The 23,547-nt window shown below is 65.1% G+C and carries 25 protein-coding genes; 14 read left to right on the top strand and 11 right to left on the bottom strand.

Annotated features, from left to right (window positions below; genetic code table 11):
• Positions 1–61 precede the first annotated feature (61 nt).
• From ahpF to BFL28_RS18770, 3 genes are all read right to left on the bottom strand, one after another.
• Complete coding sequence (gene ahpF, locus BFL28_RS18780; RefSeq protein WP_069322053.1) at positions 62–1,639, bottom strand: alkyl hydroperoxide reductase subunit F; 1,578 nt, start codon at positions 1,637–1,639, stop codon at positions 62–64.
• Between the two features lie 94 nt (positions 1,640–1,733).
• Positions 1,734–2,297 carry an alkyl hydroperoxide reductase subunit C gene (gene ahpC, locus BFL28_RS18775; RefSeq protein ID WP_069322052.1) on the bottom strand — a complete coding sequence of 188 codons (564 nt, stop codon included), beginning with the start codon at positions 2,295–2,297 and terminating at the stop codon, positions 1,734–1,736.
• Between the two features lie 142 nt (positions 2,298–2,439).
• Positions 2,440–3,204, bottom strand: a complete 765-nt coding sequence (locus BFL28_RS18770) for a sulfite exporter TauE/SafE family protein (RefSeq protein ID WP_069322051.1) — start codon at positions 3,202–3,204, stop codon at positions 2,440–2,442.
• Between the two features lie 171 nt (positions 3,205–3,375).
• Between BFL28_RS18770 and epsC the strand changes: the two genes are divergently transcribed.
• Entirely contained in the window at positions 3,376–4,071 is a 696-nt protein-coding gene (epsC, locus tag BFL28_RS18765) for a serine O-acetyltransferase EpsC (protein WP_069322050.1), read from the top strand.
• Positions 4,068–4,409: a DUF2794 domain-containing protein gene (locus BFL28_RS18760; protein ID WP_069322049.1), complete on the top strand. Its 342-nt coding sequence runs from the start codon at positions 4,068–4,070 to the stop codon at positions 4,407–4,409. The genes epsC and BFL28_RS18760 overlap by 4 nt, the downstream gene beginning before the upstream one ends.
• A 4-nt stretch (positions 4,410–4,413) precedes the next feature.
• On the opposite strand, the gene BFL28_RS18755 is transcribed toward BFL28_RS18760, so the two are convergent.
• A complete protein-coding gene (locus BFL28_RS18755) occupies positions 4,414–4,689 on the bottom strand; it encodes an acylphosphatase (protein WP_069322048.1) in 276 nt (91 codons plus the stop codon).
• A 217-nt stretch (positions 4,690–4,906) separates the two neighbouring features.
• On the opposite strand from BFL28_RS18755, the gene BFL28_RS18750 reads away from it, so the two are divergent.
• Positions 4,907–6,826 carry a S9 family peptidase gene (locus BFL28_RS18750; protein WP_069322047.1) on the top strand — a complete coding sequence of 640 codons (1,920 nt, stop codon included), beginning with the start codon at positions 4,907–4,909 and terminating at the stop codon, positions 6,824–6,826.
• Between the two features lie 40 nt (positions 6,827–6,866).
• Here the strand turns inward: BFL28_RS18750 and BFL28_RS18745 are convergent, their stop codons facing one another.
• Complete coding sequence (locus BFL28_RS18745) at positions 6,867–7,514, bottom strand: carbonic anhydrase (RefSeq protein WP_069322046.1); 648 nt, start codon at positions 7,512–7,514, stop codon at positions 6,867–6,869.
• Between the two features lie 157 nt (positions 7,515–7,671).
• On the opposite strand from BFL28_RS18745, the gene lipA reads away from it, so the two are divergent.
• Together lipA and BFL28_RS18735 are read left to right on the top strand one after the other, a co-directional pair.
• Positions 7,672–8,616 (top strand): lipoyl synthase, encoded by a 945-nt coding sequence (gene lipA, locus BFL28_RS18740; protein WP_069322113.1) that lies wholly within the window; start codon positions 7,672–7,674, stop codon positions 8,614–8,616.
• On the top strand, positions 8,617–9,111 hold the full coding sequence (locus tag BFL28_RS18735; RefSeq protein ID WP_069322045.1) for a type II toxin-antitoxin system RatA family toxin: 495 nt from the start codon (positions 8,617–8,619) through the stop codon (positions 9,109–9,111).
• Here the strand turns inward: BFL28_RS18735 and BFL28_RS18730 are convergent.
• The 3 genes from BFL28_RS18730 to BFL28_RS18720 are packed head-to-tail and all read right to left on the bottom strand — an operon-like array spanning position 9,039 to position 11,236.
• Positions 9,039–9,575: a CinA family protein gene (locus tag BFL28_RS18730; RefSeq protein ID WP_069322044.1), complete on the bottom strand. Its 537-nt coding sequence runs from the start codon at positions 9,573–9,575 to the stop codon at positions 9,039–9,041. The genes BFL28_RS18735 and BFL28_RS18730 overlap by 73 nt on opposite strands.
• The gene (locus tag BFL28_RS18725) at positions 9,572–10,093 is read right to left on the bottom strand and encodes a hypothetical protein (protein ID WP_069322043.1); all 522 of its coding nucleotides are present in this window, start codon (positions 10,091–10,093) and stop codon (positions 9,572–9,574) included. Before BFL28_RS18725 ends, BFL28_RS18730 begins: the two co-directional genes overlap by 4 nt.
• Before the next feature lie 3 nt (positions 10,094–10,096).
• Positions 10,097–11,236 carry a bifunctional 2-C-methyl-D-erythritol 4-phosphate cytidylyltransferase/2-C-methyl-D-erythritol 2,4-cyclodiphosphate synthase gene (locus BFL28_RS18720; protein ID WP_069322042.1) on the bottom strand — a complete coding sequence of 380 codons (1,140 nt, stop codon included), beginning with the start codon at positions 11,234–11,236 and terminating at the stop codon, positions 10,097–10,099.
• A gap of 186 nt (positions 11,237–11,422) precedes the next feature.
• Between BFL28_RS18720 and dusB the strand changes: the two genes are divergently transcribed.
• From dusB to ntrX, 5 genes are read left to right on the top strand one after another with little or no spacing between them, the layout of a single operon-like run.
• The gene (dusB, locus tag BFL28_RS18715; protein WP_069322041.1) at positions 11,423–12,448 is read left to right on the top strand and encodes a tRNA dihydrouridine synthase DusB; all 1,026 of its coding nucleotides are present in this window, start codon (positions 11,423–11,425) and stop codon (positions 12,446–12,448) included.
• Positions 12,424–13,527 (top strand): two-component system sensor histidine kinase NtrB, encoded by a 1,104-nt coding sequence (locus BFL28_RS18710; RefSeq protein ID WP_069322040.1) that lies wholly within the window; start codon positions 12,424–12,426, stop codon positions 13,525–13,527. The genes dusB and BFL28_RS18710 overlap by 25 nt, the downstream gene beginning before the upstream one ends.
• A complete protein-coding gene (ntrC, locus tag BFL28_RS18705) occupies positions 13,524–14,966 on the top strand; it encodes a nitrogen regulation protein NR(I) (RefSeq protein ID WP_069322039.1) in 1,443 nt (480 codons plus the stop codon). The genes BFL28_RS18710 and ntrC overlap by 4 nt, the downstream gene beginning before the upstream one ends.
• 59 nt (positions 14,967–15,025) lie before the next feature.
• Entirely contained in the window at positions 15,026–17,281 is a 2,256-nt protein-coding gene (locus BFL28_RS18700) for a sensor histidine kinase (RefSeq protein WP_069322038.1), read from the top strand.
• Positions 17,278–18,651 (top strand): nitrogen assimilation response regulator NtrX, encoded by a 1,374-nt coding sequence (gene ntrX / locus BFL28_RS18695; RefSeq protein ID WP_069322037.1) that lies wholly within the window; start codon positions 17,278–17,280, stop codon positions 18,649–18,651. The genes BFL28_RS18700 and ntrX overlap by 4 nt, the downstream gene beginning before the upstream one ends.
• 25 nt (positions 18,652–18,676) lie before the next feature.
• Here ntrX and BFL28_RS18690 read toward each other — a convergent pair whose 3' ends face one another.
• On the bottom strand, positions 18,677–18,994 hold the full coding sequence (locus tag BFL28_RS18690) for a DMT family transporter (RefSeq protein ID WP_069322036.1): 318 nt from the start codon (positions 18,992–18,994) through the stop codon (positions 18,677–18,679).
• A 165-nt stretch (positions 18,995–19,159) separates the two neighbouring features.
• On the opposite strand from BFL28_RS18690, the gene hfq reads away from it, so the two are divergent.
• The 4 genes from hfq (at position 19,160) to BFL28_RS18670 (ending at position 22,119) form a co-directional block, all read left to right on the top strand.
• A complete protein-coding gene (hfq, locus tag BFL28_RS18685; RefSeq protein ID WP_277621018.1) occupies positions 19,160–19,717 on the top strand; it encodes an RNA chaperone Hfq in 558 nt (185 codons plus the stop codon).
• A 19-nt stretch (positions 19,718–19,736) separates the two neighbouring features.
• Positions 19,737–21,029: a GTPase HflX gene (gene hflX, locus BFL28_RS18680; protein WP_069322034.1), complete on the top strand. Its 1,293-nt coding sequence runs from the start codon at positions 19,737–19,739 to the stop codon at positions 21,027–21,029.
• Positions 21,026–21,676 (top strand): peptidylprolyl isomerase, encoded by a 651-nt coding sequence (locus BFL28_RS18675; RefSeq protein WP_069322033.1) that lies wholly within the window; start codon positions 21,026–21,028, stop codon positions 21,674–21,676. The genes hflX and BFL28_RS18675 overlap by 4 nt, the downstream gene beginning before the upstream one ends.
• Before the next feature lie 95 nt (positions 21,677–21,771).
• Positions 21,772–22,119, top strand: a complete 348-nt coding sequence (locus BFL28_RS18670; RefSeq protein ID WP_069322032.1) for a WYL domain-containing protein — start codon at positions 21,772–21,774, stop codon at positions 22,117–22,119.
• Here the strand turns inward: BFL28_RS18670 and mazG are convergent.
• Complete coding sequence (mazG, locus tag BFL28_RS18665; RefSeq protein ID WP_069322031.1) at positions 22,116–22,868, bottom strand: nucleoside triphosphate pyrophosphohydrolase; 753 nt, start codon at positions 22,866–22,868, stop codon at positions 22,116–22,118. The genes BFL28_RS18670 and mazG overlap by 4 nt on opposite strands.
• A gap of 70 nt (positions 22,869–22,938) precedes the next feature.
• Positions 22,939–23,544, bottom strand: coding sequence for a retropepsin-like aspartic protease family protein (locus BFL28_RS18660; RefSeq protein ID WP_069322030.1), 606 nt, complete (start codon positions 23,542–23,544; stop codon positions 22,939–22,941).
• Positions 23,545–23,547 lie beyond the last annotated feature (3 nt).

Raw genomic sequence — 23,547 nt, 5'->3', positions numbered from 1 at the left:
GCGATATAAGTGACTTTCCCGCTCACGTCATCCCGGCGATCGCCGAGTTCTCACGCGCATTTCAGGCAGCCGCTGCCTGCGTCTCCCGTTCCGGCAGGCGGATAAGGTAGTCGAAGGCCGACAACCCGGCGGTCGAACCAGCTCCCATCGCGATCACGATCTGCTTGTAGGGCACCGTGGTCGCGTCCCCGGCTGCGAAAATGCCGGGCTGCGATGTTTCGCCGCGCGCATCGATCTCAATCTCGCCGCGCGGGGTCAACGCGATGCTGTCCTTGAGCCATTCGGTGTTCGGGACCAGACCGATCTGAACGAAGATCCCCTCCAACTCGATATCATGCTCCTCGCCACTGTTGCGGTCCTTGTAGCTGAGGCCCGTCACCTTCTCGTCGCCATTGACCCGCGTCGTCAGGGCCGAGGTGATGATCTTGACGTTGGGCAAGCTGGCAAGCTTGCGCTGCAACACCGCGTCGGCGCGCAGCTGGCTGTCATATTCGATCAGCATGACGTGCGCGACCATGCCGGCAAGATCGATCGCCGCCTCGACGCCCGAGTTGCCCCCGCCGATCACCGCGACGCGCTTGCCCTTGAACAGCGGGCCGTCGCAATGCGGACAATAAGCGACGCCCTTGTTGCGATACTCGTCCTCACCCGGAACGCCCATCTGCCGCCAGCGTGCGCCGGTCGAGAGGATGATGGTCCGGGCCTTCAGGCGCCCGCCATTAGCCAGCACGACTTCGTGCAGCCCACCTTCCTGTGATGCCGGGATCAGCTTTTCGGCACGCTGCAGGTTCATGATGTCGACGTCATTGTCCTTGACGTGCGCCTCGAACTGCGCGGCGAGCTTCGGGCCCTCGGTATATGGCACCGAGATGAAGTTCTCGATCCCCATCGTGTCGAGCACCTGGCCGCCGAACCGTTCGGCCGCGACGCCGACGCGCAGCCCCTTGCGCGCGGTATAGATTGCCGAGGCCGCGCCGGCCGGCCCGCCGCCCACGATCAGCACGTCGAACGGCTCCTTGGCTGCCAACTTCTCGGCCGCCTTCGCTTCAGCACCGGTATCGAGCTTGGCGACGATCTGCTCAAGCTCCATGCGGCCCGAACCGAACGGCTCGCCGTTCAGGAACACGGTCGGCACCGCCATCACCTTGCGGCTATCCACCTCGTCCTTGAACAGCCCGCCATCGATCGCGACGTGGCTGATGCTGGGATTGAGGACTGCCATCAGGTTCAACGCCTGGACGACGTCGGGGCAGTTTTGGCAGCTGAGCGAGAAATAGGTTTCGAAATGCAGCTCGCCGTCGAGCCCCTTCACTTGCTCGATCACGTCCCGCGCGGCCTTGGACGGATGGCCGCCAACCTGAAGCAGCGCGAGGACGAGCGAGGTGAATTCATGCCCCATCGGGATACCGGCAAAGCGGACGCCGATATCGGTACCGACCCGGCGGATCATGAAGCTTGGGCGGCGCTTGTCGTCGGCCTGCACGACAGTGATCTTCGGGCTCAGTGCCGCGATCTCGTCGAGCAGGCCGCCCAGTTCACGCGACTTCGCATCGTCGCCCAGGCTGGCGACGAGTTCGATCGGCTCGCGGATGTTCGCGAGATGGGCTTCGAGCTGTTGCTTGAGATGCGCGTCGAGCATGGCGGTGTCCTGTAGTCTGGAAATAAAATGGCCCGGGGCGACGGGAAGTCTCGCCCCGGGCCTCTAGAGCACCCGCAAGAGGGCGGGCGGGTGCTTAGATCTTGCCGACGAGGTCGAGCGAGGGAGCAAGCGTCTCGGCGCCTTCTTCCCACTTGGCCGGGCACACTTCACCCGGATGGCTCGCCCAATATTGCGCGGCCTTCACCTTGCGCAGCAGCTCGGCAGCGTTGCGGCCCACGCCTTCCGGCGTGATCTCGACCAGCTGGATGACGCCTTCCGGATCGAGCACGAAGGTCGCGCGATCGGCCAGGCCGACGCCTTCACGCAGCACGCCGAACTGGTTCGACAGCGCGTGGTTCTGGTCGCCCAGCATATAGTAGTTGATCTTGCCGATCGCGGGCGAGGTGTCGTGCCATGCCTTGTGGCAGAAGTGCGTATCGGTCGAGACCGAATACACCTCGACGTCCATCTTCTGGAGCGTCGGGTAGATATCGGCCAGATCCTCAAGCTCCGTCGGGCAGACGAAGGTGAAATCGGCGGGATAGAAGAAGAAGACCGCCCACTTGCCCTTCACGTCCGCGTCGGTGACGTCGACGAACTTGCCTGCCTTGAAAGCGGTCGCCTTGAACGGCTGAAGCGGGGTTCCGATGAGCGCCATGTGATCTTTTCTCCATTTATGGTGCAATGCAGCTAGTGCGATGCCGCATATATGGTGCGGCATTGCAGCAAGGAAATGGGAAGTCTCGTTTGCCGTGAGCGACTGTCTCACTCACAGGCGGAGTTTGCAACGATCGCGTCGATCAGGTCAGGGCATTATAGACGCTATAGCTGCTGGTCAGTGTCAGCACGATGCCGACAAGGATCAACAGGGTCTTGGTAGGAACCCGCTTGGCGATGATCGCCCCGAACGGCGCTGCAAGGACGCCGCCGATCAGCAGGCCGACGACCGCCTCGGTAAACGCCGCGAAACCCAGATGGATGATGAAGGTGATCGACACCGATAGCGTCAGGAAGAATTCGACGCTGTTGACCGTGCCGATCGTGTAACGCGGCTGCGTTCCCTGGATCAGAAGGTTGCTGGTCACGACCGGTCCCCAGCCGCCGCCGCCCGCCGCATCGAGAAAGCCGCCGGCAAGTCCCAGCGGCTCGACGATCTTGGGTTCACGATGGTGGCGAGTTGGAAAGCTGAGGCCGCGCCAAAGCAGATACAGCCCGATCCCGGCGAGATAGGTCATCACGAACGGGCGCGTGACCGCCGCGTCCAGCGACGTCAGCAGATAGGCGCCGGTGACGCCACCGATCACGCCGGGGATCAACAGCCGGAAGAACAGCTTCCAGTTCACGTTCTTGTGAATTGCATGGCTGATGCCCGAAACGCCGGTGGTGAAGCATTCGGCCAGATGTACCCCGGCCGAGGCAGTGGCCGGCGGAACGCCCAGGACGCTTACCAGCAAGGTCGATGATATGACGCCGAACGCCATGCCCAGCGCACCGTCTACGATCTGCGCGGCGAAGCCGACAGCGATGAAGGGGAGCAGCGCCTGCAAGTCCAAACCGTCGAACATCAATACCCCTCAAAGCGACCAGCACCGGCGCACTTTTCCTGCCGTGCGACGACAATCCCTACAAGATACATCGTGTTTAGGTGGAACAAGCCTGCTGCGCCAGCCAACGCACAACGCTGGAAAACGGTGGCCTACATGCCTAGATTGCGCGGAGAAAGAAGGGGCCCGTTCATGTCCGGTGGTCTGAGGACATATCTTGATTCCATCCGTGCGCGGGATCCCGCGCCTCGCAGCCGTGCGGAAATCTTGCTCTATCCGGGCGTCTGGGCGCTGTTCTGGCACCGCATCGCGCATGCGCTTTTCCGTAACCGGATGTTCTTCCTTGCGCGGTTCGTGAACCACCTGTCGCGCTGGCTCACCGCCATCGACATCCATCCCGGCGCCCGGATCGGTCGCAACTTCTTCATCGATCATGGCTTCGTGGTGATCGGCGAAACTGCCGAGATCGGCGACGATGTCACCATCTATCAGTGCGTCACGCTGGGCGGGACCAGCCCGGACAACGGTATCGCTGGCAAGCGCCATCCGACGATCGCAAACGGCGTGGTGATCGGCTCCGGCGCGCAGGTGCTGGGCCCGATCACCGTCCACCCCGATGCGAAGATCGGTGCCAATGCCGTCGTGACCAAGGATGTGCCCGCCGGTGCGGTGATGGTCGGCATCCCCGCGAAGGCGACCTTGGTCGAGGCGGATAAGCTGCAGAAGGACTTCGTGCCCTATGGCACTCCGTGCAGCGAGATGTTCGACCCGGCCACGCAGAAGCTGGAGATCATGCGCTGCGAGATCGAGGCGATGCGCAAGCGGCTTGATGCGCTGCTGATCGAGCGGGATGCTCTCGAATTGGCCGAGCGTCGCGACCGGGCGTGAGCGCGACCGTCACCCCATTTCCCCAGCGCGCACCGCTTCAGGTCGGGTTCGAGCGGGCCGAACTGAACCGCATCCTCGATCTGTACGGCCGCATGGTGGCGGCCGGTCACTGGCGCGACTACGCCATCCAGCTGGGGCGAGACGCCGCAGTGTTCGCAGCCTTCCGCCGAACGGCGGAGCGGCCGGAGTTCCGCGTCGAAAAACGGCCGGCGCTTCGCAATCGCCAGGGCATGTGGGCGCTGGTCAACGAAGCGGGCGCGGTGCTGAAGCGCGGGCACGAGCTTGGCCCCGTGCTTGCGCCGGTCGAGCGGCGCCTGATGAAACTGGTCGAGGATTGACGCGTCAGGCGGTGAACCGCTTTGTGAACCCTTTCACATTCCCCCGTTCCGCCGGCGTCGCGTCGATCCGCGCCACTTCGGCCAGCATTGGCCCCTCGCGGCACCGGTCGACAAAGGTGTCGAGCGCCATGCCGTCACCGTCGGCCAGGATCTCCACTCGCCCGTCCTGCAGATTGCGCACCCATCCGATGACGCCCAGCTGCTTGGCCGTGCGTACCGCCCAATCGCGATAGCCGACGCGCTGAACGCGCCCTTCGATCAGCAAACGCTGTGCCGTCATGTCCTTCTATCCCCGCCTACGCATGCGCAAACACCGCGCACGGCTCGTCATAATGCAACAGGACGGCGTTCGCGAAGTCCCCTCAGCCGCGAATACGGGGCATTTCGGCGCGATGCCCCGTATTCGCGCGCCGGACGCTTGAAGATACAGCGTGCTGCAACGGCGATGATGGCCAGACCGGCTTGACGCAGGGCAGCCCGGAAGCGGATGAAGCGGCATGTTCAGGATCGCAACCGCCGCCGCGTTGATCGCGCTTTCCACGCCGCTCATTGCTCAGACCGTTTCGACGCGACAGGTTGGCACTGCCACGCTGCAGGGTGTGCCCGAGATCCCGCCGGAGGTGAGCGAAGCGGTCCAGCGTTACCAGAACAGCCGTTCTGCAAGCTTCGAGGACTGGCTGCCCGACGGCTCCATGCTGATCTCGACCCGTTTCGGCGCAACGGCGCAATTGCATAGGGTCGCTGCGCCCGGCGCCGCCCGTACGCAGCTGACGTTCGCGGCCGAACCGGTATCGAGCGCGAAAGTGATCCCGGGTACCGACCGCTTCGTGTTCAGCCGCGACACGGGCGGCGACGAATGGTTTCAGCTCTATGCGCGCGGCGTGACTGGCGCGGCAGCGCAGCTGACGGAGCCTGGCTCGCGCAACGGCGGCCCGACATTCAGCAAGGACGGGTCGCTGATGGTCTGGCCCCGCTCGACCAAGGGAAGCGCCGCCTATAGCTTGCTCGGGCTCGACCTGCCGTCCGGGCAGCCAGGCACCCTGCTTGAGAGCGAAGGCGCAATCGATCCAGCCGACATTTCGGCCGACAAGTCCCGGATCGTTTTCCTTCGCAGTCCTTCGAACACGGTCGACCGCATCTTCGAGCTTGACGTGGCGAGCGGCAAGGCGCGGGAAATCCCCACCGGAACTCCGGCCAGCTATCGCGACGTGCGCTATCTGCCGGGTGGCCAGCGGCTGATCGCGATCAGCAATCGCGGTGCCGACACGCAGCAGCTGGTCGAGATCGACCTGGCCAGCGGCAGGCAGATGGTACTGACCCCCAACCTGAAATGGGACGTCGAAAGCTATGACTTGACGTCCGACGGCCGTGTTCTGGCCTATTCGGTGAACGAGGACGGCTTCTCGCGGGTCGTCGTGCAGGACCGCATCACGCGCCGCGCGCTACCTCAGCCCAGCCTGCCCAAGGGCGTGCTGACCGCGCTCAAGTTCGACCTGGCCGGCAAGCGGCTCGCGATCGGCCTGTCGTCCGCGACCTCGGCCGGCGATGTGTGGAACTGGGACGTGGACGGCGCTCAGCTGACGCGCTGGACCACGTCCGAACTGGGCGACCTGGACCCCGCGACCCTCGCGGAGCCCGAACTCATCCGTTTCAAGTCGTTCGACGGCTTGTCGGTGCCCGCTTTCGTCTATCGCCCGCGTGGGATCGCACCCGGCACTCGAACCCCGGTGATCGTCGACATTCATGGTGGGCCAGAGGCGCAGACGCGCCCGTCCTGGAACTATGGCGCGCAATATTTCGCCGATACGCTCAAGGCCACGGTGATCCTGCCGAACGTCCGCGGCAGCGACGGCTATGGCAAGCGCTATCTCAGCCTCGACAATGGCGTGCGGCGCGAGGATTCGGTCAAGGACATCGGCGCGCTGCTCGACTGGATCGCGGCGCAGCCGGACCTCGACGCCAAAAAGGTGGCGGTCTACGGCCAGTCCTATGGCGGCTATATGAGCCTGGCCGTCATGACCCATTATTCGACGCGGCTGGTCGGCGGCGTCGAGCGCTACGGCATCAGCAACTGGGTCTCGTTCCTTCAGAACACCGAAGCATATCGACGCGACAATCGGCGGGCGGAGTATGGCGACGAGCGCGATCCGAAGATCCGCGCAGTGCTCGAGCGGATTTCACCGATGAACAATGTCGGTAAGATCACCAAGCCGATGCTGGTGATGCAGGGGGCGAACGACCCGCGCGTGCCGCAATCCGAATCGGACCAGATCGTCGCGAAGCTCCGCGCGAACGGCAACGAGGTGTGGTACGTGCTGTTCGCCGACGAAGGACATGGCTTCCAGAAGAAGCCCAACAACGATCTGCGGCGCGAGGTGGAGACGGTCTTCCTGCGGCGCTTGTTCGACGCGAAGTGAATGCCGGTGCGCCGCCACGGGGCGGCGCACCGGTTCCGGATCAGGCGGCCTGCGCCTTGAGCTGGGAACTGAACTCGCCGTCCTCGCCCATCACCCACAGCTCGCCATGCGCGATGCCGAAATAGGCGCCGTGGATCGTCAGCCTGCCCGATTGCTCCCGCTCAGGAATGAACGGAAAGGCGCGCAGGTTCTTGATCGAGGTGCGGACCGTCTCCAGTTCCATTTCGCGCGACGCTTCGGGCCCGCTGCCGAACTTGGCCTTCACCCGCTCGCGCGCTTCATCGAGGATGCTGACCCAGCTATGGACGAAGCCGCCGTCACCGGGTGCTGCATCATGGAACATTTCGGTCAGGGCGGCATGCGCGCCGCCGCACGCGCCATGGCCCATGACGATGATCTCCTCGACATTCAGCTTGGTCACTGCGAACTCCAGCGCCGCCGACACGCCGTGCAGACCCGGCGTCGTCTCGTAGGGCGGGACTAGGTTGGCGACGTTGCGAACGACGAAGATCTCGCCGGGCAGCGTGTCGAAGATCTGCGCCGGCTCGACCCGGCTGTCCGAACAGGCGATGACCATCACCTTGGGCGATTGACCGTCCTTCAGCTGCTCCCAGCGTTCGCGCTGCCGGCGGTAATCTGCCGTGCGAAATCGCTGATACCCGTCGAGCAGGTCGGTGAAGTGAGTCATCTGGCCTCCAACTTAATGTTATATCCACCCCTATAGGGGCTGCTAACGCAGGCTTCATCCAGATCAACGGGGGCACGACGAAGCGAGTGCATCCATCGGATGAGCTGTTGCATTCGGCAAGGTTGTGCCGAAAGGGGTGGATCGCTATCTGGCCGTCATGAACGATCCTTCGCCCGTCGCCCGCCCGGCCATCGATACCGGGCGCGTCCGCAAGCCCGACTGGATCCGCGTTAAGGCGCCGACGTCCGCCGGCTTCGCCGCGACGCGCGCGCTGATGCGATCGAAGAGTCTGACGACCGTTTGCGAGGAAGCTGCTTGCCCGAATATCGGCGAGTGCTGGAGCAAGAAGCACGCGACGGTGATGATCCTGGGCGATACCTGCACGCGTGCCTGCGCCTTCTGCAACGTCAAGACGGGCATGCCGCGCGCCGTCGATCCGATGGAGCCGAACAATGTCGCCGACGCCGCGGTGCAGATGGGCCTTGAGCATATCGTCATCACCTCGGTCGATCGTGATGACCTGCCCGACGGCGGCGCGAGGCAGTTCGTGAAGGTGATCGAGGCGATCCGCAAGGCTTCGCCCACCACGACGATCGAGATCCTGACACCGGACTTCCGTAACAAGCACGAAGCCGCGGTCGAGATGATCGTCGCCGCGCGGCCCGACGTCTACAACCACAATCTCGAAACCGTGCCGCGGCTCTACCCGACAATCCGTCCCGGAGCACGCTACTATGCTTCGATCCGGCTGCTTGAGACGGTCAAGAAGCTTGATCCGTCGATCTTCACCAAGTCCGGCGTGATGCTCGGCCTGGGCGAGGAGCGGTTGGAGGTCCATCAGGTAATGGACGACATGCGCAGCGCCGACATCGATTTCCTGACGATGGGCCAGTATCTCCAGCCGACGCCGCGTCATGCGAAGGTGCAGGATTTCGTGACGCCGGCAGCGTTCGACGCCTATGCCGCGATCGCGCGCGCCAAGGGCTTCCTGCTGGTCGCATCCTCGCCGCTCACCCGGTCGAGCTATCACGCGGGCGACGACTTTGCGAAGATGAAGGCGGCTCGCGACGCGAAGCTGGCAAAGGTTACGGTCACGGTCTGAATGCCCAAGCATAGCGAAACCCGCCGGCTGCCCTATTCGCCGGAGCAGATGTTCGACCTGGTGGCCGATGTCGCTCGTTATGGCGAGTTCCTGCCCTGGGTCAGCGCCGTGCGGGTTCGTTCCGACAGCGAGACCGAGATGGTCGCGGACCTGATCGTCGGCTTCAAGGGGCTGCGTGAGACGTTCACCAGCCGCGTGACGAAGGAGCAACCCGGCCATATTCGCGTCGATTATCTCGACGGTCCGCTCAAGTACCTCAACAACGACTGGAAGTTCCGGCCGGACGGCGAGGGCGGGGTGCTGATCGACTTCTGCGTCGACTTCGCTTTCAAGAGCCGGGTGTTCGAAATGCTTGCAGGACAAGTGTTCGACCGTGCCCTGCGCATGATGATCAACGCATTCGAGGAACGCGCCGCCCGGCTCTACGGCGATTCCTCTGCAGGTGCCGCAGGCTCGCCGGGCAGCAGCAGTTCGAGCGCGCACAGCGCCGCCTGAAGCCGCACGCCGCCGCGGCCGATATCGCCGAACTCGCGCGTATCTGCCACCACCACATCGGGGTCTGCCGCCTTCTCGGCGCGGGCGAAGACGACGTGGCCGACCGGCTTCTTCTCGCTCCCGCCACCGGGTCCGGCAATGCCGGTAATTGCGACCGCGACGTCCGCGCCACTTTCCTCGAGCGCGCCCTGCGCCATGCTCCAGGCGGTGGCGATCGAGACCGCGCCAAAGGTCTCGAGCACGTCCCCGCTCACCTTCAGCTCAGCTTTCTTGGCTTCGTTGGAGTAGGTGACATAGCCAGCGAGCAGCACGTCCGACGATCCCGGTATTTCGGTAATCGCGGCGCAGACCAGCCCACCGGTGCAGCTTTCGGCGACGACCAGCGTGCGACCAGCAACGCGGTTGGCGTCGACGACCCTGCGAGCAGAGGCGACCAGTTCGTCGGGCAGAATGGTTTCAATCATCGCGGGCGCGCCATAGGGCAGATCGGGAGCCGTGGCCCGCGTTTTTCGCCGTTCTGGCTAAGCTGCGCCAGCGCCACGAAAACGGCGGCCAGGTTGCGCGGGGGCAGGGGGGCCAGATTGCTGACGATCTTGTCCAGCCCCGGGCAATCCGCCGGCTTGATCTCCTGCGCCATCATCGGAACGAAGATCGCACGCGCTGTCGGGATGGCGAACGGCGAATCGGCGAGCGCAGCGCCCTGCGCGCCCAGCAGCTTGCGGATCCCGCCCTGTGCCGCGGCGGTCGCCGGTCCGACACCGGCCTGGACGCGCGCCATGAAGGCAGCGCTCGGCTGTCGCAGGAAACTTTCCGCCGGCAGTGCGGCGCATACGCGGCCCATCTCTCGGATGACATCGGGCAGCATGACCTGGAACAGCGCGGCACCCTCCGCATCGGTAATGCAGGCGCGCTGCTGCGCTTGAGCGGTGCTGGCGGCAAGGCCCAGGAACATCGCGGCCATCGCCAGGGAACGTCTGAACATCTCTTACTCCGGTACGCGCACGGTCGCGATCGCCTGTGCTGCCATGCCCTCGCCGCGGCCGGTGAAGCCCAGCCGCTCGGTCGTCGTCGCCTTGACGCTTATCGCGGTCGTTTTGATCCCGAGAATGTCGGCAATGCTGGTACGGATCGCATCGCGATGGGGCCCGATCTTGGGCGCTTCGGCGATGAGCGTCAGGTCGATGAAGTCGATCACGCCGCATTGCGCGCGCACCAGGCCCGCCGCGTGCGCCAGGAACTGCGCCGAAGCGGCGCCACGCCACTTCGCATCGCTTGGCGGGAAATGCATGCCGATATCGCCCGCGCCGATCGTGCCGAGCAGCGCGTCGGTGATCGCATGGAGCGCGACATCGGCGTCGCTGTGCCCCGACAGGCCCTTGTCATGCGGGATGCGGATGCCGCCGAGCCATAATTCCTCACCTGCCTCGAACCGGTGAACGTCGAAGCCGGTCGCGCTGCGGGAGATGAGCGCTGCGGCGTGCCGCGCCTCAGCGGCCGCAAAATCGGCCGGATGGGTGATCTTCTCGAGCATTGGGTCTCCGTCGACGACCGTCACTTCATAACCGCTGTCGCGCACCATCTGCGCGTCGTCGGTTGCCTCGCGCTCGGCGGGCCAGGCGGCATGCGCCTTCACCACGCAGTCGTAGACGAGCGCCTGCGGGGTCTGGACGCGGTAAAGGCCGGCGCGCGGGACGGTGTCGCCCATCTGTCCGTCGAAACGGACCAGCGTATCGGCAACGGGCAGGGCAGGGACGGCGCCCGCATGACGATCGAGTTGATCCAGCAGGCGGTCGATCACGTCCGCTGGCACGAATGGTCGGGCTGCATCATGGATCAGCACGCGCGTGACGCCTTTTTCCGCCAGCGCTTCCAAGCCGGCGCGCACCGAATCGCGGCGTTCCGCACCGCCGAGGACGTAAGGCACCTCGCCCAGCGCCTGCGTCAAAGCCGCCTCCTGGCCCTGTGCAATGACCACCAGTACGCGATCGATCGCCGGATGCGCCGAGAGCGCAGCATGGCTATGCGCGAGCATCGGCTTGCCGGCGAGTGGGGCGAACTGCTTGGGCACGGACCCGCCCGCGCGGACGCCCTTGCCAGCGGCGACGATCAGCGCGGCGACAGTCACGCAAAGGTCCCCGGAAGCCGGCGCGACGCGAGGGTAGCGCCATCAGGCTGGGGCGCATGGCAGATAATGACAGGATGATCGGCGAACATCGCCGCTGCCTAGCGGCAAGGCAGCGGGTAGGGAAGCGCCGGCCTTGCACTGTTGTCCTTGCCGCTGTAGAGGCCGCTGCCTATTTTTCAGGCAATAATGACGACGCTTTCACCCATTCAGATCGGTCCGGTGACCATCGAAACGCCGGTGCTGCTCGCGCCGATGACGGGGGTTACCGACCTGCCGTTTCGGCGGCTCGTGCGCCGCTATGGGTCCGGGCTGAACGTCACCGAAATGATCGCGAGCCAGGCCGCGATCCGCGAAACGCGGCAATCGGTGCAGAAGGCGGCCTGGGACCCGATCGAAGAGCCGGTGTCCATGCAGCTGGTCGGCTGCACCCCCTATGAGATGGGTGAGGCGGCAAAGCTCAACGAGGATCGCGGCGCAGCGATCATCGACATCAACATGGGCTGCCCGGTGCGCAAGGTGACGAACGGCGACGCTGGTTCCGCGCTGATGCGCGTGCCTGACCTTGCCGCCAGGCTAATCGAAGCCTGCGTCAACGCAGTGAGCGTTCCGGTCACCGTCAAGATGCGCATGGGCTGGTGCCATGACAGCCTTAACGCGCCCGAACTGGCACGGGTCGCGCAGGATCTCGGCGCAAAGATGATCACCGTCCACGGTCGCACCCGCAACCAGATGTACAAGGGGTCGGCCGACTGGGCGTTTGTGCGCAAGGTGAAGGACGCGGTCTCGATCCCTGTGATCGTCAATGGCGATATCTGCTCGCCTGATGACGCCCGCACGGCGCTCGAACAGTCCGGTGCGGACGGCGTCATGATCGGGCGCGGCGCGTATGGCAGGCCGTGGCTGCTGCGTCAGGTGATGGATGCGCTCAGTGGGCAGGCCGTTCGCCCCGATCCGACGCTCGCCGAACAATATGCCCTGATCGCCGAACACTATGCCATGATGGTCGAGCATTACGGGGAAATGACCGGCGTCAACCTGATGCGAAAGCATATTGGTTGGTATACCAAGGGGCTGCACGGATCGGCGGAGTTCCGCAACACGGTCAACCAGCAGCCCAAGGCGGCGACGGTGCTGGCGATGCTGCACGATTTCTACGCGCCGCTGATCGACGCATCTTCCAACGAGTCATGGCCACAAGCCGAAGCGGCTTGAGGCCGCCGCCGCAGTCGGGCGAACCGGATCTGGGCGAGCTGTTTAGCGGCCTGCCGGTGGCGGCGATCGTGCTCGACCCGCAGGATCGCGTGGTGCGCGCCAACATGGCGTGCGAGCATCTGCTCAACCACAGCGAGCGCGCGATGCGCGGCCAGCGGCTCGACCGCATCGTGACGCCGCCGCCGGGCTATGCGCCCCGACGCGACGGCCACGGCTTCGCCGCTTACGACGTCGAGATCGAACCGAACCGCAGCCCGCGCACGCGCGTCGATTTCGTCGAGGCACCGATCGCGGAGCATCCGGGTTGGCGGATCGTGACGCTGCATCAGGCACCGACCTCGCGTCGGCTTTCGGTTGGCGCCGACCGCAGCGCCGGCGCGCGTGCGGCGGTCGGCGCGGCGGCGATGCTGGCGCACGAGATCAAGAACCCGCTGTCCGGCATTCGCGGCGCAGCGCAACTGTTGGCAGGCGATGACGACGCGGAGGGGCGGTCCGAACTGACTCAGCTGATCACTGACGAGGTGGATCGCATCGCGGCGCTGATCGACCGGATGCAGGATTTTACCGACACTCGGCCGCCCAAGCTTGCGCCGCACAACATCTATCCGCTGCTCGACCACAGCCGCCGCGTGGCGCTGGCCGGCTTTGCACGTGGGATCACGATCGAGGAGCGCTTCGATCCGTCGCTGCCGCCGGTGATGATGGACAAGGACGCGTTTCAGCAAGTGGTGATGAACCTGCTCAAGAATGCGGCCGAGGCGGTGCGCGGCCTGCCTGAGCCCAGGATCGTGCTCGCCACCCAATATCGCCACGGCTTCGCGATGCGCCCGTCACCCGATCAGCCGCGCCGCTCGGTGCCGATCGAGGTATCGGTGAGCGACAATGGCCCGGGCGCGCCCGCCGATATCGCCAGCCATCTGTTCGAACCGTTCGTATCGGGCAAGCCGGAGGGCAAGGGGCTGGGCCTCCCGCTGGTCGAGAAGCTGGTGCGCGACATGGGCGGGGTGGTCGAATATGCCCGCGCTGGCGATCCTGAGATGACGGTCTTCCGCGTCAACCTGCCAAGGGCCGATCTATGAGCGTGACCGGCTCCGTTCTGATTTGCGACGACGATGCGGCGATCCGTACCGTCGTTACCCAGGCGCTGCGCCGTGCCGGCCATCGCGTGACGGCGGCCGCCTCGCTCACCGACCTGAAGCGCGAGATGCGCGCAGGCCTGCCCGACGTGGTGGTGACCGACGTGATTCTGCCCGACGGCAACGGGCTGGATCTCGTCGCCACGCTGACCGGCGAGAATCCCGATCTGCCGGTCATTGTACTGTCCGCGCAGAACACGCTGGCGACGGCGGTGCGCGCGACCGAAGCGGGGGCATTCGACTATCTGCCAAAACCCTTCGACCTCGACGCGCTGACCACCACGGTCGCAAGCGCCCTGTCGCGTGGCCGCCGACTGGTCGATGACGTCGCGGCGAGCGAGGATCATGCCGTCGCGCTGATCGGCCGATCTCCGGCGATGCAGGAAGTCTATCGCGTGATCGCCCGGGTCGTCTCGAACGAGCTGACCGTGCTGATCACGGGTGAGAGCGGGACCGGCAAGGAGCTGGTGGCGCAAGCAATCCATGACCTTGGCCCCCGCCGCCGAGCGCCCTTCGTTGCGCTCAACATGGCCGCAATCCCGCGCGAACTGATCGAGGCCGAACTGTTCGGCCACGAAAAGGGCGCGTTCACCGGCGCGGCGGCGCGCGTCGCCGGCAAGTTCGAGCAGGCGAGCGGCGGCACGCTGTTCCTGGACGAGATCGGCGACATGCCGATGGAGGCGCAGACGCGGCTGCTGCGTGTGCTGCAATCGGGCGAGTTCACGACCGTCGGCGGCGCGCGCGCGATCCGCGCGGACGTTCGCATCGTCGCGGCGACGAACAAGGACCTGATGAGCCAGGTGATGGCAGGGGCGTTCCGCGAAGACCTGTTCTACCGCCTCAACGTGGTGCCGATCGCGCTTCCCGCGCTGCGCGAACGGCGACAGGATATCAGGCTGCTCGCCCGCCACTTCCTTGACCGGGCGGTCGAGGACGGCCTGCCGCGCAAGGCGATCGGCGACGAAGCCATCGCCGCGCTAGAGGCGCATGACTGGCCCGGAAACGTAAGAGAACTCGAGAACCTGATGCGGCGCATGGCCGCGCTGCATCGCGACGAATGGATCGACGCCGACGCGGTGCGACGGATGCTGGGCGAGAGCGCCGCGTCGCAGCCGACCGCGCGCGACGAGGGGATCGAGGCAGCAGTGATAGCGCGGCTGCAGCGCATCGCGATCGAGGAGCCCAAGGTGCTGGAGGACGGCACGCTATACGATCGCATCATCGGCGAGGTCGAGCGCCCGTTGATCGAGGCGATGCTGGCGCGGCACGGGCAAAACCAGCTGCGCGCCGCGCGGGCGCTGGGCATCAACCGCAATACGCTGCGCAAGCGGCTCGACACGCTGGGTATCGATGTGGGCGGACGGCAGGACGATCTGCCCTGACGGCAGTGCCATGATTTCCTGTGTTCCATTGGCAACGCTGCTGTTGTAGCGATGCAACGATGAACGCCGTCGCCGAGACGATCTCCGACACCGCCACGCCGACGCGGCGCTTTTCGGTCACGCCGATCCTCGAACTCGTCATCCTGGGCGTCGCGCTCGGGATGGTCGTAACGACCTACCTCGTCATCAGCGGCAACACGCAATCGCAGCGGCTGCTCACCCCGCCGCTCGTCGCCCTTTTACTGGTCGCCAACCTGGTGCCGCTGGTCGCGTTGATTGTGCTGATCGGGCGACGCGTGGCGATGCAGCGCGCGGCGCGTTCGCCGCTTGGCGGGCGCGGGCGGCTGCATGTCCGCCTGGTGGCGATCTTCTCGATCCTCGCAAGCGTGCCGACCATCTTCGTCTCGATCGTGGCGTCGCTATTGTTCCAGTACGGTGTCGAATTCTGGTATTCGGACCGCGCGCGATCGATGCTCGAGAATGCGTCCGCGGTGGCGCAGGGCAGCTTCAATGATCTCAAGGACCGTGTCGGATCCAACGCTGAGGCGATGTCGATCGATCTGGCCCGCGAACTGGCCACGGGCATGCCGATCGACGATCCGATCTTCACGCAGATCTTCGCGCAGCAGACGCTGCAGCGGGAACTCTCGGAAGCCGCGGTGCTGCGCGAGCTACCTTCGGGCGAGTTTCAGACGCTGGCCATCCTCAATCCCTATGAGGCCCTGATCGAACAGCAGGTCAGCACCGAGGCAGTCCGCCGGATCAAGGGCGGATTCGATCGCCCGGTGGTCGAGGATGCTGGCGGTCGCGTGCGATCGCTCACGCGGTTGCCCCAGTCACCCGACCTTTATCTGTACGCCGCCCGCGTCGTCGATCCCAACCTGCTGGAACGCAAGGCCAGGGCGCAGTCGGTTGTCAGCGACTATCGCGCCCTCACCGAACGCTCGCGCACGCTCCAGCTGCAATTCAACATCGCGCTGCTCGTCCTCTCGCTGCTCATCGTCGGGCTGGCGGTGTGGGTCGCGCTTGAAATCGCCGACCGGCTCGTCCGCCCCGTCGGTGACCTGGTCAAGGCCGCGCGCGACGTGGCCCAGGGCGACCTCGCCACGCGCGTTCCAACGCCCAAGGCGGACGACGAGATCGGTACGCTGGCCACTGCGTTCAACCGCATGACCGACAGGCTGCAGGAACAGACCAACGCGCTGGTCGCGACCAATGCGCAGTCGGAAAGCCGCCGGGCGCTGATCGAGGCGGTGATGTCGGGCGTCACGGCCGGCGTGCTGTCGATCGATGCCGAACGGCGCATCCGCTTGATCAACAGCTCGGCCATGGCGCTGCTGAAGCCCGGCGAGGCGCCGGTCGGAAGGTTGCTGGCGGAGGTTGCGCCAGAGCTCGATGCATTGCTGGACGGCGAGGCACGCGAGGATATCGTCCAGCTGATCGTCGGGGGCGAGGCGCGCACGCTGGCGGTCAAGATCACGCGCGACGAAGCCGGTCAGGTCCTGACCTTTGATGACATCACCCAGCAGTTGCTCGATCAGCGCCGCGCCGCCTGGTCCGACGTCGCGCGCCGTATCGCGCACGAGATCAAGAACCCGCTCACCCCGATCCAGCTCGCGGCTGAGCGACTTCAACGCCGCTATGGCAAGAAGATCGAGAGTGACGACGGCACCTTTGCCAAGCTGACCGACACGATCGTGCGGCAAGTCGGCGATCTGCGGCGCATGGTCGACGAATTCTCGTCCTTTGCGCGCATGCCCAAACCCGTGTTTCGCGAGGAATCGCTGCTCGACATCGCGCGCCAGACGATGTTCCTGCACGAGGTTGCAAAGCCCGACATCCGCTTCACGCTGGAGCATTCGGGACCCGCGCCGCTCGTCAGCGATCGCCGCCAGCTGGGGCAGGCACTAACCAATCTGGTCAAGAACGCGATCGAGGCTGTTGAAGCCCGCACGGAGGCTGAGCCTGACGGCGAGCCTGGCTCGATCGCGATGACGATCCGGGAAGGCGATGAAGGGCAGCTGCTGCTCGACATCGCCGACAACGGCATCGGGCTTCCGGCCGAGCGCGACCGCATTGTCGAACCCTATATGACGACGCGCAGCCGCGGCACCGGCCTTGGCCTCGCGATCGTCAAGAAGATCATCGAGGAGCATTTCGGCACGATGGCGTTCACCGACCGACCCGGCGGCGGGACGGTCGTGACGCTGTGCTTCGATACCGCGACGCTGGCACCCATGGCCGGCACGGGCGGGGCAGTCGACGAAGGCTCCCCCGCCGCGCTGACCCGAACCAAGAACGGAAAACAGCCATGACACTCGACATCCTGGTCGTCGACGACGAAGCCGATATCCGCGATCTGGTCGCGGGCGTGCTCGAGGACGAGGGCTACGAGACTCGAGGCGCCGCCGACAGCGACAGCGCACTGGAGGCCATCGCCGAGCGGCGGCCGAGCCTGGTGCTGCTTGACGTGTGGCTTCAGGGTTCGCGGCTCGATGGACTCGAGCTGCTGGACGAGATCAAGCGCCGAGACGCGTCGATCCCGGTGCTGGTTATCTCGGGCCACGGCAATCTCGACACCGCGGTGGCCGCGATCCGGCGCGGCGCGAGCGACTTCATTGAAAAGCCGTTCGAAGCGGAGCGGCTGTTGCTGCTCGTCGAACGCGCGACCGAGACCGAGCGGCTGCGCCGCGAGGTCGCCTCACTGCGCGCAGTGGTCGGCCGCGAGAACGATCTCACCGGCACTTCGGCCGCGATCAACAGCGTTCGCGCGACGCTCAAGCGCGTCGCAGCCACCGGCAGCCGGGTGATGATCACCGGCGGGCCGGGTACGGGCAAGGAAGTCGCAGCACGGCTACTGCATGAATGGAGCACCCGCGCAGCCGGACCGTTCGTGATCGTGAGCGCGGCCCGCATGACGCCTGAGCGCGTCGAGGAGGAGCTGTTCGGCCTCGAGGAGGGCGATCTGGTCCATCCAGGCCTGCTTGAGCAGGCGCATGGCGGCACGTTGTTCCTGGACGAGATCGCCGACATGCCGATGACGACGCAAGGCCGCATCCTGCGCGTGTTGACCGAACAACGCTTCAATCGCGTCGGCGGGCAGCGGCAGGTCAAGGTCGACGTTCGCGTCGTCTCCGCCTCGGGCCGCGACCTGCAGGGCGAGATCGCCGAAGGGCGTTTCCGCGAGGATCTGTTCTATCGCCTGAATGTCGTGCCGGTGGCGATTCCTGCCTTGTGCGAGCGTCGTGAGGATATCCCCCCGCTCGTCCAGCATTTCGTCGCGCATTATGCCAGCGAACGCCGCGTGCCGACGCCGGAAGTCTCGGCCGAAGCGATGGTCGCGCTGCAAAGCTATGAGTGGCCGGGCAATGTCCGCCAGCTGCGCAATGTGGTCGAGGCGACAGTGATCCTCGCGCCGGGCGACCGCATCGGCCGCATCGACCTCGACCTTCTGCCCACCGAAGTATTGGGGCGGAAGGGCGATGGCGATAGCAGCGGCGCGACCGCAATGATGGGTGCACCCTTGAAGGAAGCGCGCGAGACGTTCGAGCGCGAATATCTGCGCATCCAGATCCGTCGGTTTTCGGGCAACATCTCGCGCACCGCGCATTTCATCGGCATGGAGCGGTCGGCGCTGCACCGGAAGCTGAAGTTGCTCGGCATCCATGAGGGGCGCGACGAATAGGTCGGCCGCTCGCCGGCAGCCTGCATCAGCTGGAAGACAGCTTCATCAGTGCCATGCCCGCCACGATCAACGCGGCCGCGAGCAGCCGTGCCGCGCTGATGCTTTCACCCAGCATGACGACGCCAACGATAAACGCACCAACCGCGCCGATGCCGGTCCAGATCATATAGGCGGTCCCAAGTGGCAGCTGGCGCATCGCGGCGGCAAGCAGCGCGAAGCTGCCGATCATCGCGACGATCGTCACGATCGAGGCCGCGGGACGTGTGAACCCATTCGAGAGCTTCATCGCGCTCGCCCACACGATCTCAAGGCATCCCGCGACCAACAACAATATCCAGGCCATGGCGGCGCTCCTCGTCAGGCACCGGGTCGTCCCGGACAAACAGCTTCCCATGAAGGGAAGGGGGGACGTGGCCGCCCATCGCCCATATGGATCCGTTCGCGGGCCGATCAAGGCGCGGGCTATGGACCTTGCCGGCCCGGCCCCCTACATTGCCGGAGCGCGCCATTGGGGGCGCGTTTCCGACGCCGGGAAACGGCGCCACAGCGGGAAAAATCCCGCCAAGAACATGGAAGCCGCAACATGGCCGACAAGCAGACCTCGCTTCAGGACCTGTTCCTCAACGCGCTGCGCAAATCCAAGACTCCCGTCACGATGTTCCTCGTCAAGGGCGTCAAGCTGCAGGGCATCGTCACCTGGTTCGACAATTTCTCGGTGCTGCTGCGCCGCGATGGCCAGTCTCAGCTGATCTACAAGCACGCGATCTCGACCATCATGCCTTCGGGCCAGGTGGACGTCGCGTCGATCGTGGACGCCGTGCCGGAGAGCCAGTCGAAGAACCCGGTGCTTCAGGAAATCTTTCTGGGCGCGGTGAAGCGGCAGCAGGAAAACGTCACCATGTTCCTGGTCAATGGCGTGATGCTTCAGGGCGGGATCGCTGCGTTCGACCTGTTCTGCATGCTGTTGCAGCGCGATGGCGTTTACCAGCTGGTGTACAAGCACGCCGTGTCGACCATCCAGCCGGCGCATCCGCTCGACCTGACTGATCAAGGCGAGGACGCCTGACCGCCTTGAAAGTGACGTCATGAGCACTGGTTTCGACCGCGATCCCGACGAGTTCACGCGGGGCGCACGCGCGCTCGTGGTCTATCCCGACCTTGGTGGATCCACGCGCGACGCCGATGCGCGGCTTGAAGAAACCGCTGGCCTCGCGCTGGCGATCGGGATCGAGGTGGTCGATCGCGTGCCCCTGCGTATCCGCGCGCCCAAGCCCGGCACGCTCATTGGGTCGGGACAGGTTGAGGCGTTGGCCGAGACGGTGGCTGCAAACGAGTTGAGCCTCGCCGTATTCGATGCCGCGCTGACGCCTGTTCAGCAGCGCAATCTGGAAACGGGCCTTGGCTGCAAGGTCATCGACCGGACGGGCCTGATCCTCGAGATCTTCGGCGAGCGCGCGCGGACGGCGGAGGGGCGGCTGCAGGTCGAACTGGCGCATCTCGATTATCAGGCCGGCCGGTTGGTGCGCAGCTGGACTCACCTTGAGCGGCAGCGCGGCGGTTTTGGCTTCCTCGGCGGCCCCGGCGAAACGCAGATCGAAGCTGACCGCCGGCTGATCCGCGACCGAATGGCGCGGTTGAAGCGCGAGCTCGATTCGGTGAGCCGCACGCGCGGGCTTCATCGTGAGCGGCGGCAGCGGGCACCATGGCCGGTGATCGCGCTCGTCGGCTATACCAATGCCGGAAAATCGACGCTGTTCAACCGTTTGACCGGCGCTGATGTCATGGCGGAGAACCTGTTATTCGCCACGCTCGACCCAACGTTGCGGCAGATCTCACTGCCCGGCATCGACAAGGCGATCCTTTCGGACACGGTCGGCTTCGTGTCGGAATTGCCGACGCAACTGGTCGCGGCGTTCAAGGCGACGCTGGAAGAAGTGGTATCTGCGGACATCCTGATCCACGTGCGCGATATCGCTCATCCCGATACCATGGCCCAGAAGGACGATGTCGAGACCGTGCTGAAGGAAATCGGCGTCGATCCTGCCACGTCGCGTTTCGAGGCGTGGAACAAGCTCGATCTGCTGGACGGCGACGCGCGTGAGGCGTTGCTGGGTGAAGCGGCAAAGCGGGACGACGTCGTGGCAGTTTCGGCGTTGAGCGGGGAAGGGGTGTCCACGCTGATCGAGCAGGTCGCGTCAATGCTCACACAGGGGCATCGCCGCTATCGCATCGAGCTCGATCCAAGCGATGGTGCGGGTGCGGCATGGCTGCACCAGCATGGCGAGGTGATCGGGCACCGGGTGGAAGCGGGCCGCGCGATCTACGAAGTGCGCATGTCGCCCAAGGATCATGAAAGGTTTGAAGTCCGCGCTACATGAGGTTGTCCCGACGCGTTTTCCTGATCCTGCCGCCATTACTGCTCACCGCCGCCGCGCCGGCTCAGCCCGGAACCGTACGCGTGCGCCTCGTCACCTCGGCAGGCGCGATCACGCTGGCACTCGACGCGAGGCGAGCGCCGCTCACGGTCGCCAACTTCATGCGCTATGTCGATGATGGGCGGTTCGACGGCACCGACTTCTATCGCGCGGCGCGACGCAAGGGCGAACCGAAGACGGGGTTGGTCCAGGGCGGCATCGGCACTGACGCCCGGCGAATCCTGCCATCGGTGATGCTTGAGCGAACTGACCGGACGGGCATCAGGCATCTCGACGGCACGATCTCGATGGCGCACGGAGCCGATCCCAACTCCGCGGCCGGCAATTTCTCGATCATGGTCGGGTCAAATCCCGGCCTCGATGCCTCGCCGACCAGTCCCGGCTTCGCTGCATTCGGTCGCGTTATCGGCGGCATGGATGTCGTGCGGCGAATGCTCGCAATGCCAACCGGCGGCGGGCGAGGGGTCATGCGCGGCCAGATGTTTCTGCGCCCGGTGCGCATCGTTCGCGCCGAGCGGCTCGATGGCGTTGCCCGCCCGACCGGTCGACCCAAGCCATGGCTGATCGTGCTGCCATGGCTCAAGCGCTGACGCAAAATCAGGGTGCCGCGATCACTGCACCAATTTCAGGCACGACTTGCCGTGCTGCACTTGTTGCAGCGCAATATTTTTGACATACCGATATCATGAGTAACCAAGTGTCGGATGAGTCGGCCATCAATCCCACGCCGATCATTCTGGAGGGGATCGTTCGGCAGCGCTGCGTCACTGCCATGTACAACCGCACCCGCATGGTGCTGGCGCCGCATATCCTCTACACGCGCGGCGGCTCGCTCTACATGGACGCGGCGGTGGTCTCACGCGACTTCGTCATTCCGCGCGAGGAAAAGTTCGGCACGTACAAGCTGGACGGGCTGAAAGGGCTTAGCATCACCGATCGCCAGTTCCGGATCAGCCCGTTGTTCCTACCGGAGTCGGAAAAATATGACGGGCAGACTTTGATGAAGGTCGAGCCCGAAGCTGCCGTCGCCTAGCGCCGTTCGTCGCGCTTGACCTGCTGCCACAGTGCTTCCTGCGCCGTCAGGTTCAGCGTCTCGAACCTGCCCGCCGCGGCGGCCTCCATCGCCTGAAAGCGGCGTTCGAATTTCGCATTTGCTCCGCGCAATGCGGCCTCGGCATCGATGCCCAGTTTGCGCGACCAGTTCACCATCGCGAACAACACGTCTCCGATCTCTTCGGCGCGCTCGTCATCGCTCGCTGCCTCGACCTCGCGCAGTTCCTCCTCGATCTTCGCGCGCGCGCCGGCCGGATCGGGCCAGTCGAACCCGGTGCGGGCCGCGCGCTTCTGCAGCTTTTCGGCGCGAAGCAGGGCGGGGAGGCCGATCGCTACGTCATCCAGGGCGCCGGCGCTGCCTTTGCTTCCGCGCTCGGCGGCCTTGACCTGTTCCCACAGATGGTGACCGCCTTCGGCGGCGTCGCCGAAGATATGCGGATGCCGGCGTTCCATCTTGTCGCTGATCGCTGCAATCACGTCCGCCAGTGCGAACGCGCCAGCTTCCTCGGCCATGCGACTATGAAAGACGACCTGAAGCAGCAGGTCGCCAAGCTCATCCTTGAGGTCATCCATGTCGCCACGCTCGCAGGCGTCGGCGACTTCATAGGCTTCCTCAATCGTATAGGGCGCGATGGTGGCGAACGTCTGCGCCGTATCCCATTCACATCCGCCGACAGGATCGCGTAGTCGCGCCATGATCGCCACCAGCCGTTCGATCGCGTACGACATGCCGGAAGAAGCCCCCTGCTCGCTCATTCCATAAGTCCGATAATAGACATTATGTAAAATTACCTTTTGATCAGACGGGGGAGCCCTGCGGTTCCAGGATCAGCACATTGCCTTCGACCCGCCAGGATTTCAGCCGTGAAAGGAAATTCATCCCCAACACGTCCAGCTCGCCGAAATTCGCCGCAACGAACACCGTCAGCTCGTCCGTCGCCAACGGTCCGACTGTAACGCTACGAACCTGCGCCCGTCGCGCATCGACCGTGCCATTGGCGGTCGATACGCGCACCGCCGCGCCGGTTTCGAAATCCACGTTCGCTGCCCGTGCGGTGTCCTCGCTGATCGCGCTGACCGTCGCGCCGCTGTCGATCAGCATCCGCCGCTCCACGCCATTGATCGTCGCGCGCGCCCAGAAATGCCCGTCCGGCGACATGCGGATGCGCACGGTCTCGCCTTGCGCCACCTGCGGCGGCTCGCTGGCGCCGATGCTCACCGCAAGCCGCTCGAACTCGCTGCCGATCCGCTCCTTGTTGATCACGACGATCCAGATGAAAAATCCGATGGCCGCCCAACCGAGCAACGTCTTGAGCATGAAGCCGAAGCGCAGTCGGCGCGCGCTGAGCGAGCCGAGGATCAGCACCAGGAACCCGACCAGCGATACCAGCTGAACGACCTGCATCTC

Source organism: Sphingomonas turrisvirgatae (assembly GCF_001721295.1).
Classification (GTDB): domain Bacteria; phylum Pseudomonadota; class Alphaproteobacteria; order Sphingomonadales; family Sphingomonadaceae; genus Sphingomonas; species Sphingomonas turrisvirgatae.
This window is presented reverse-complemented; position numbering and strand designations above follow the sequence as displayed.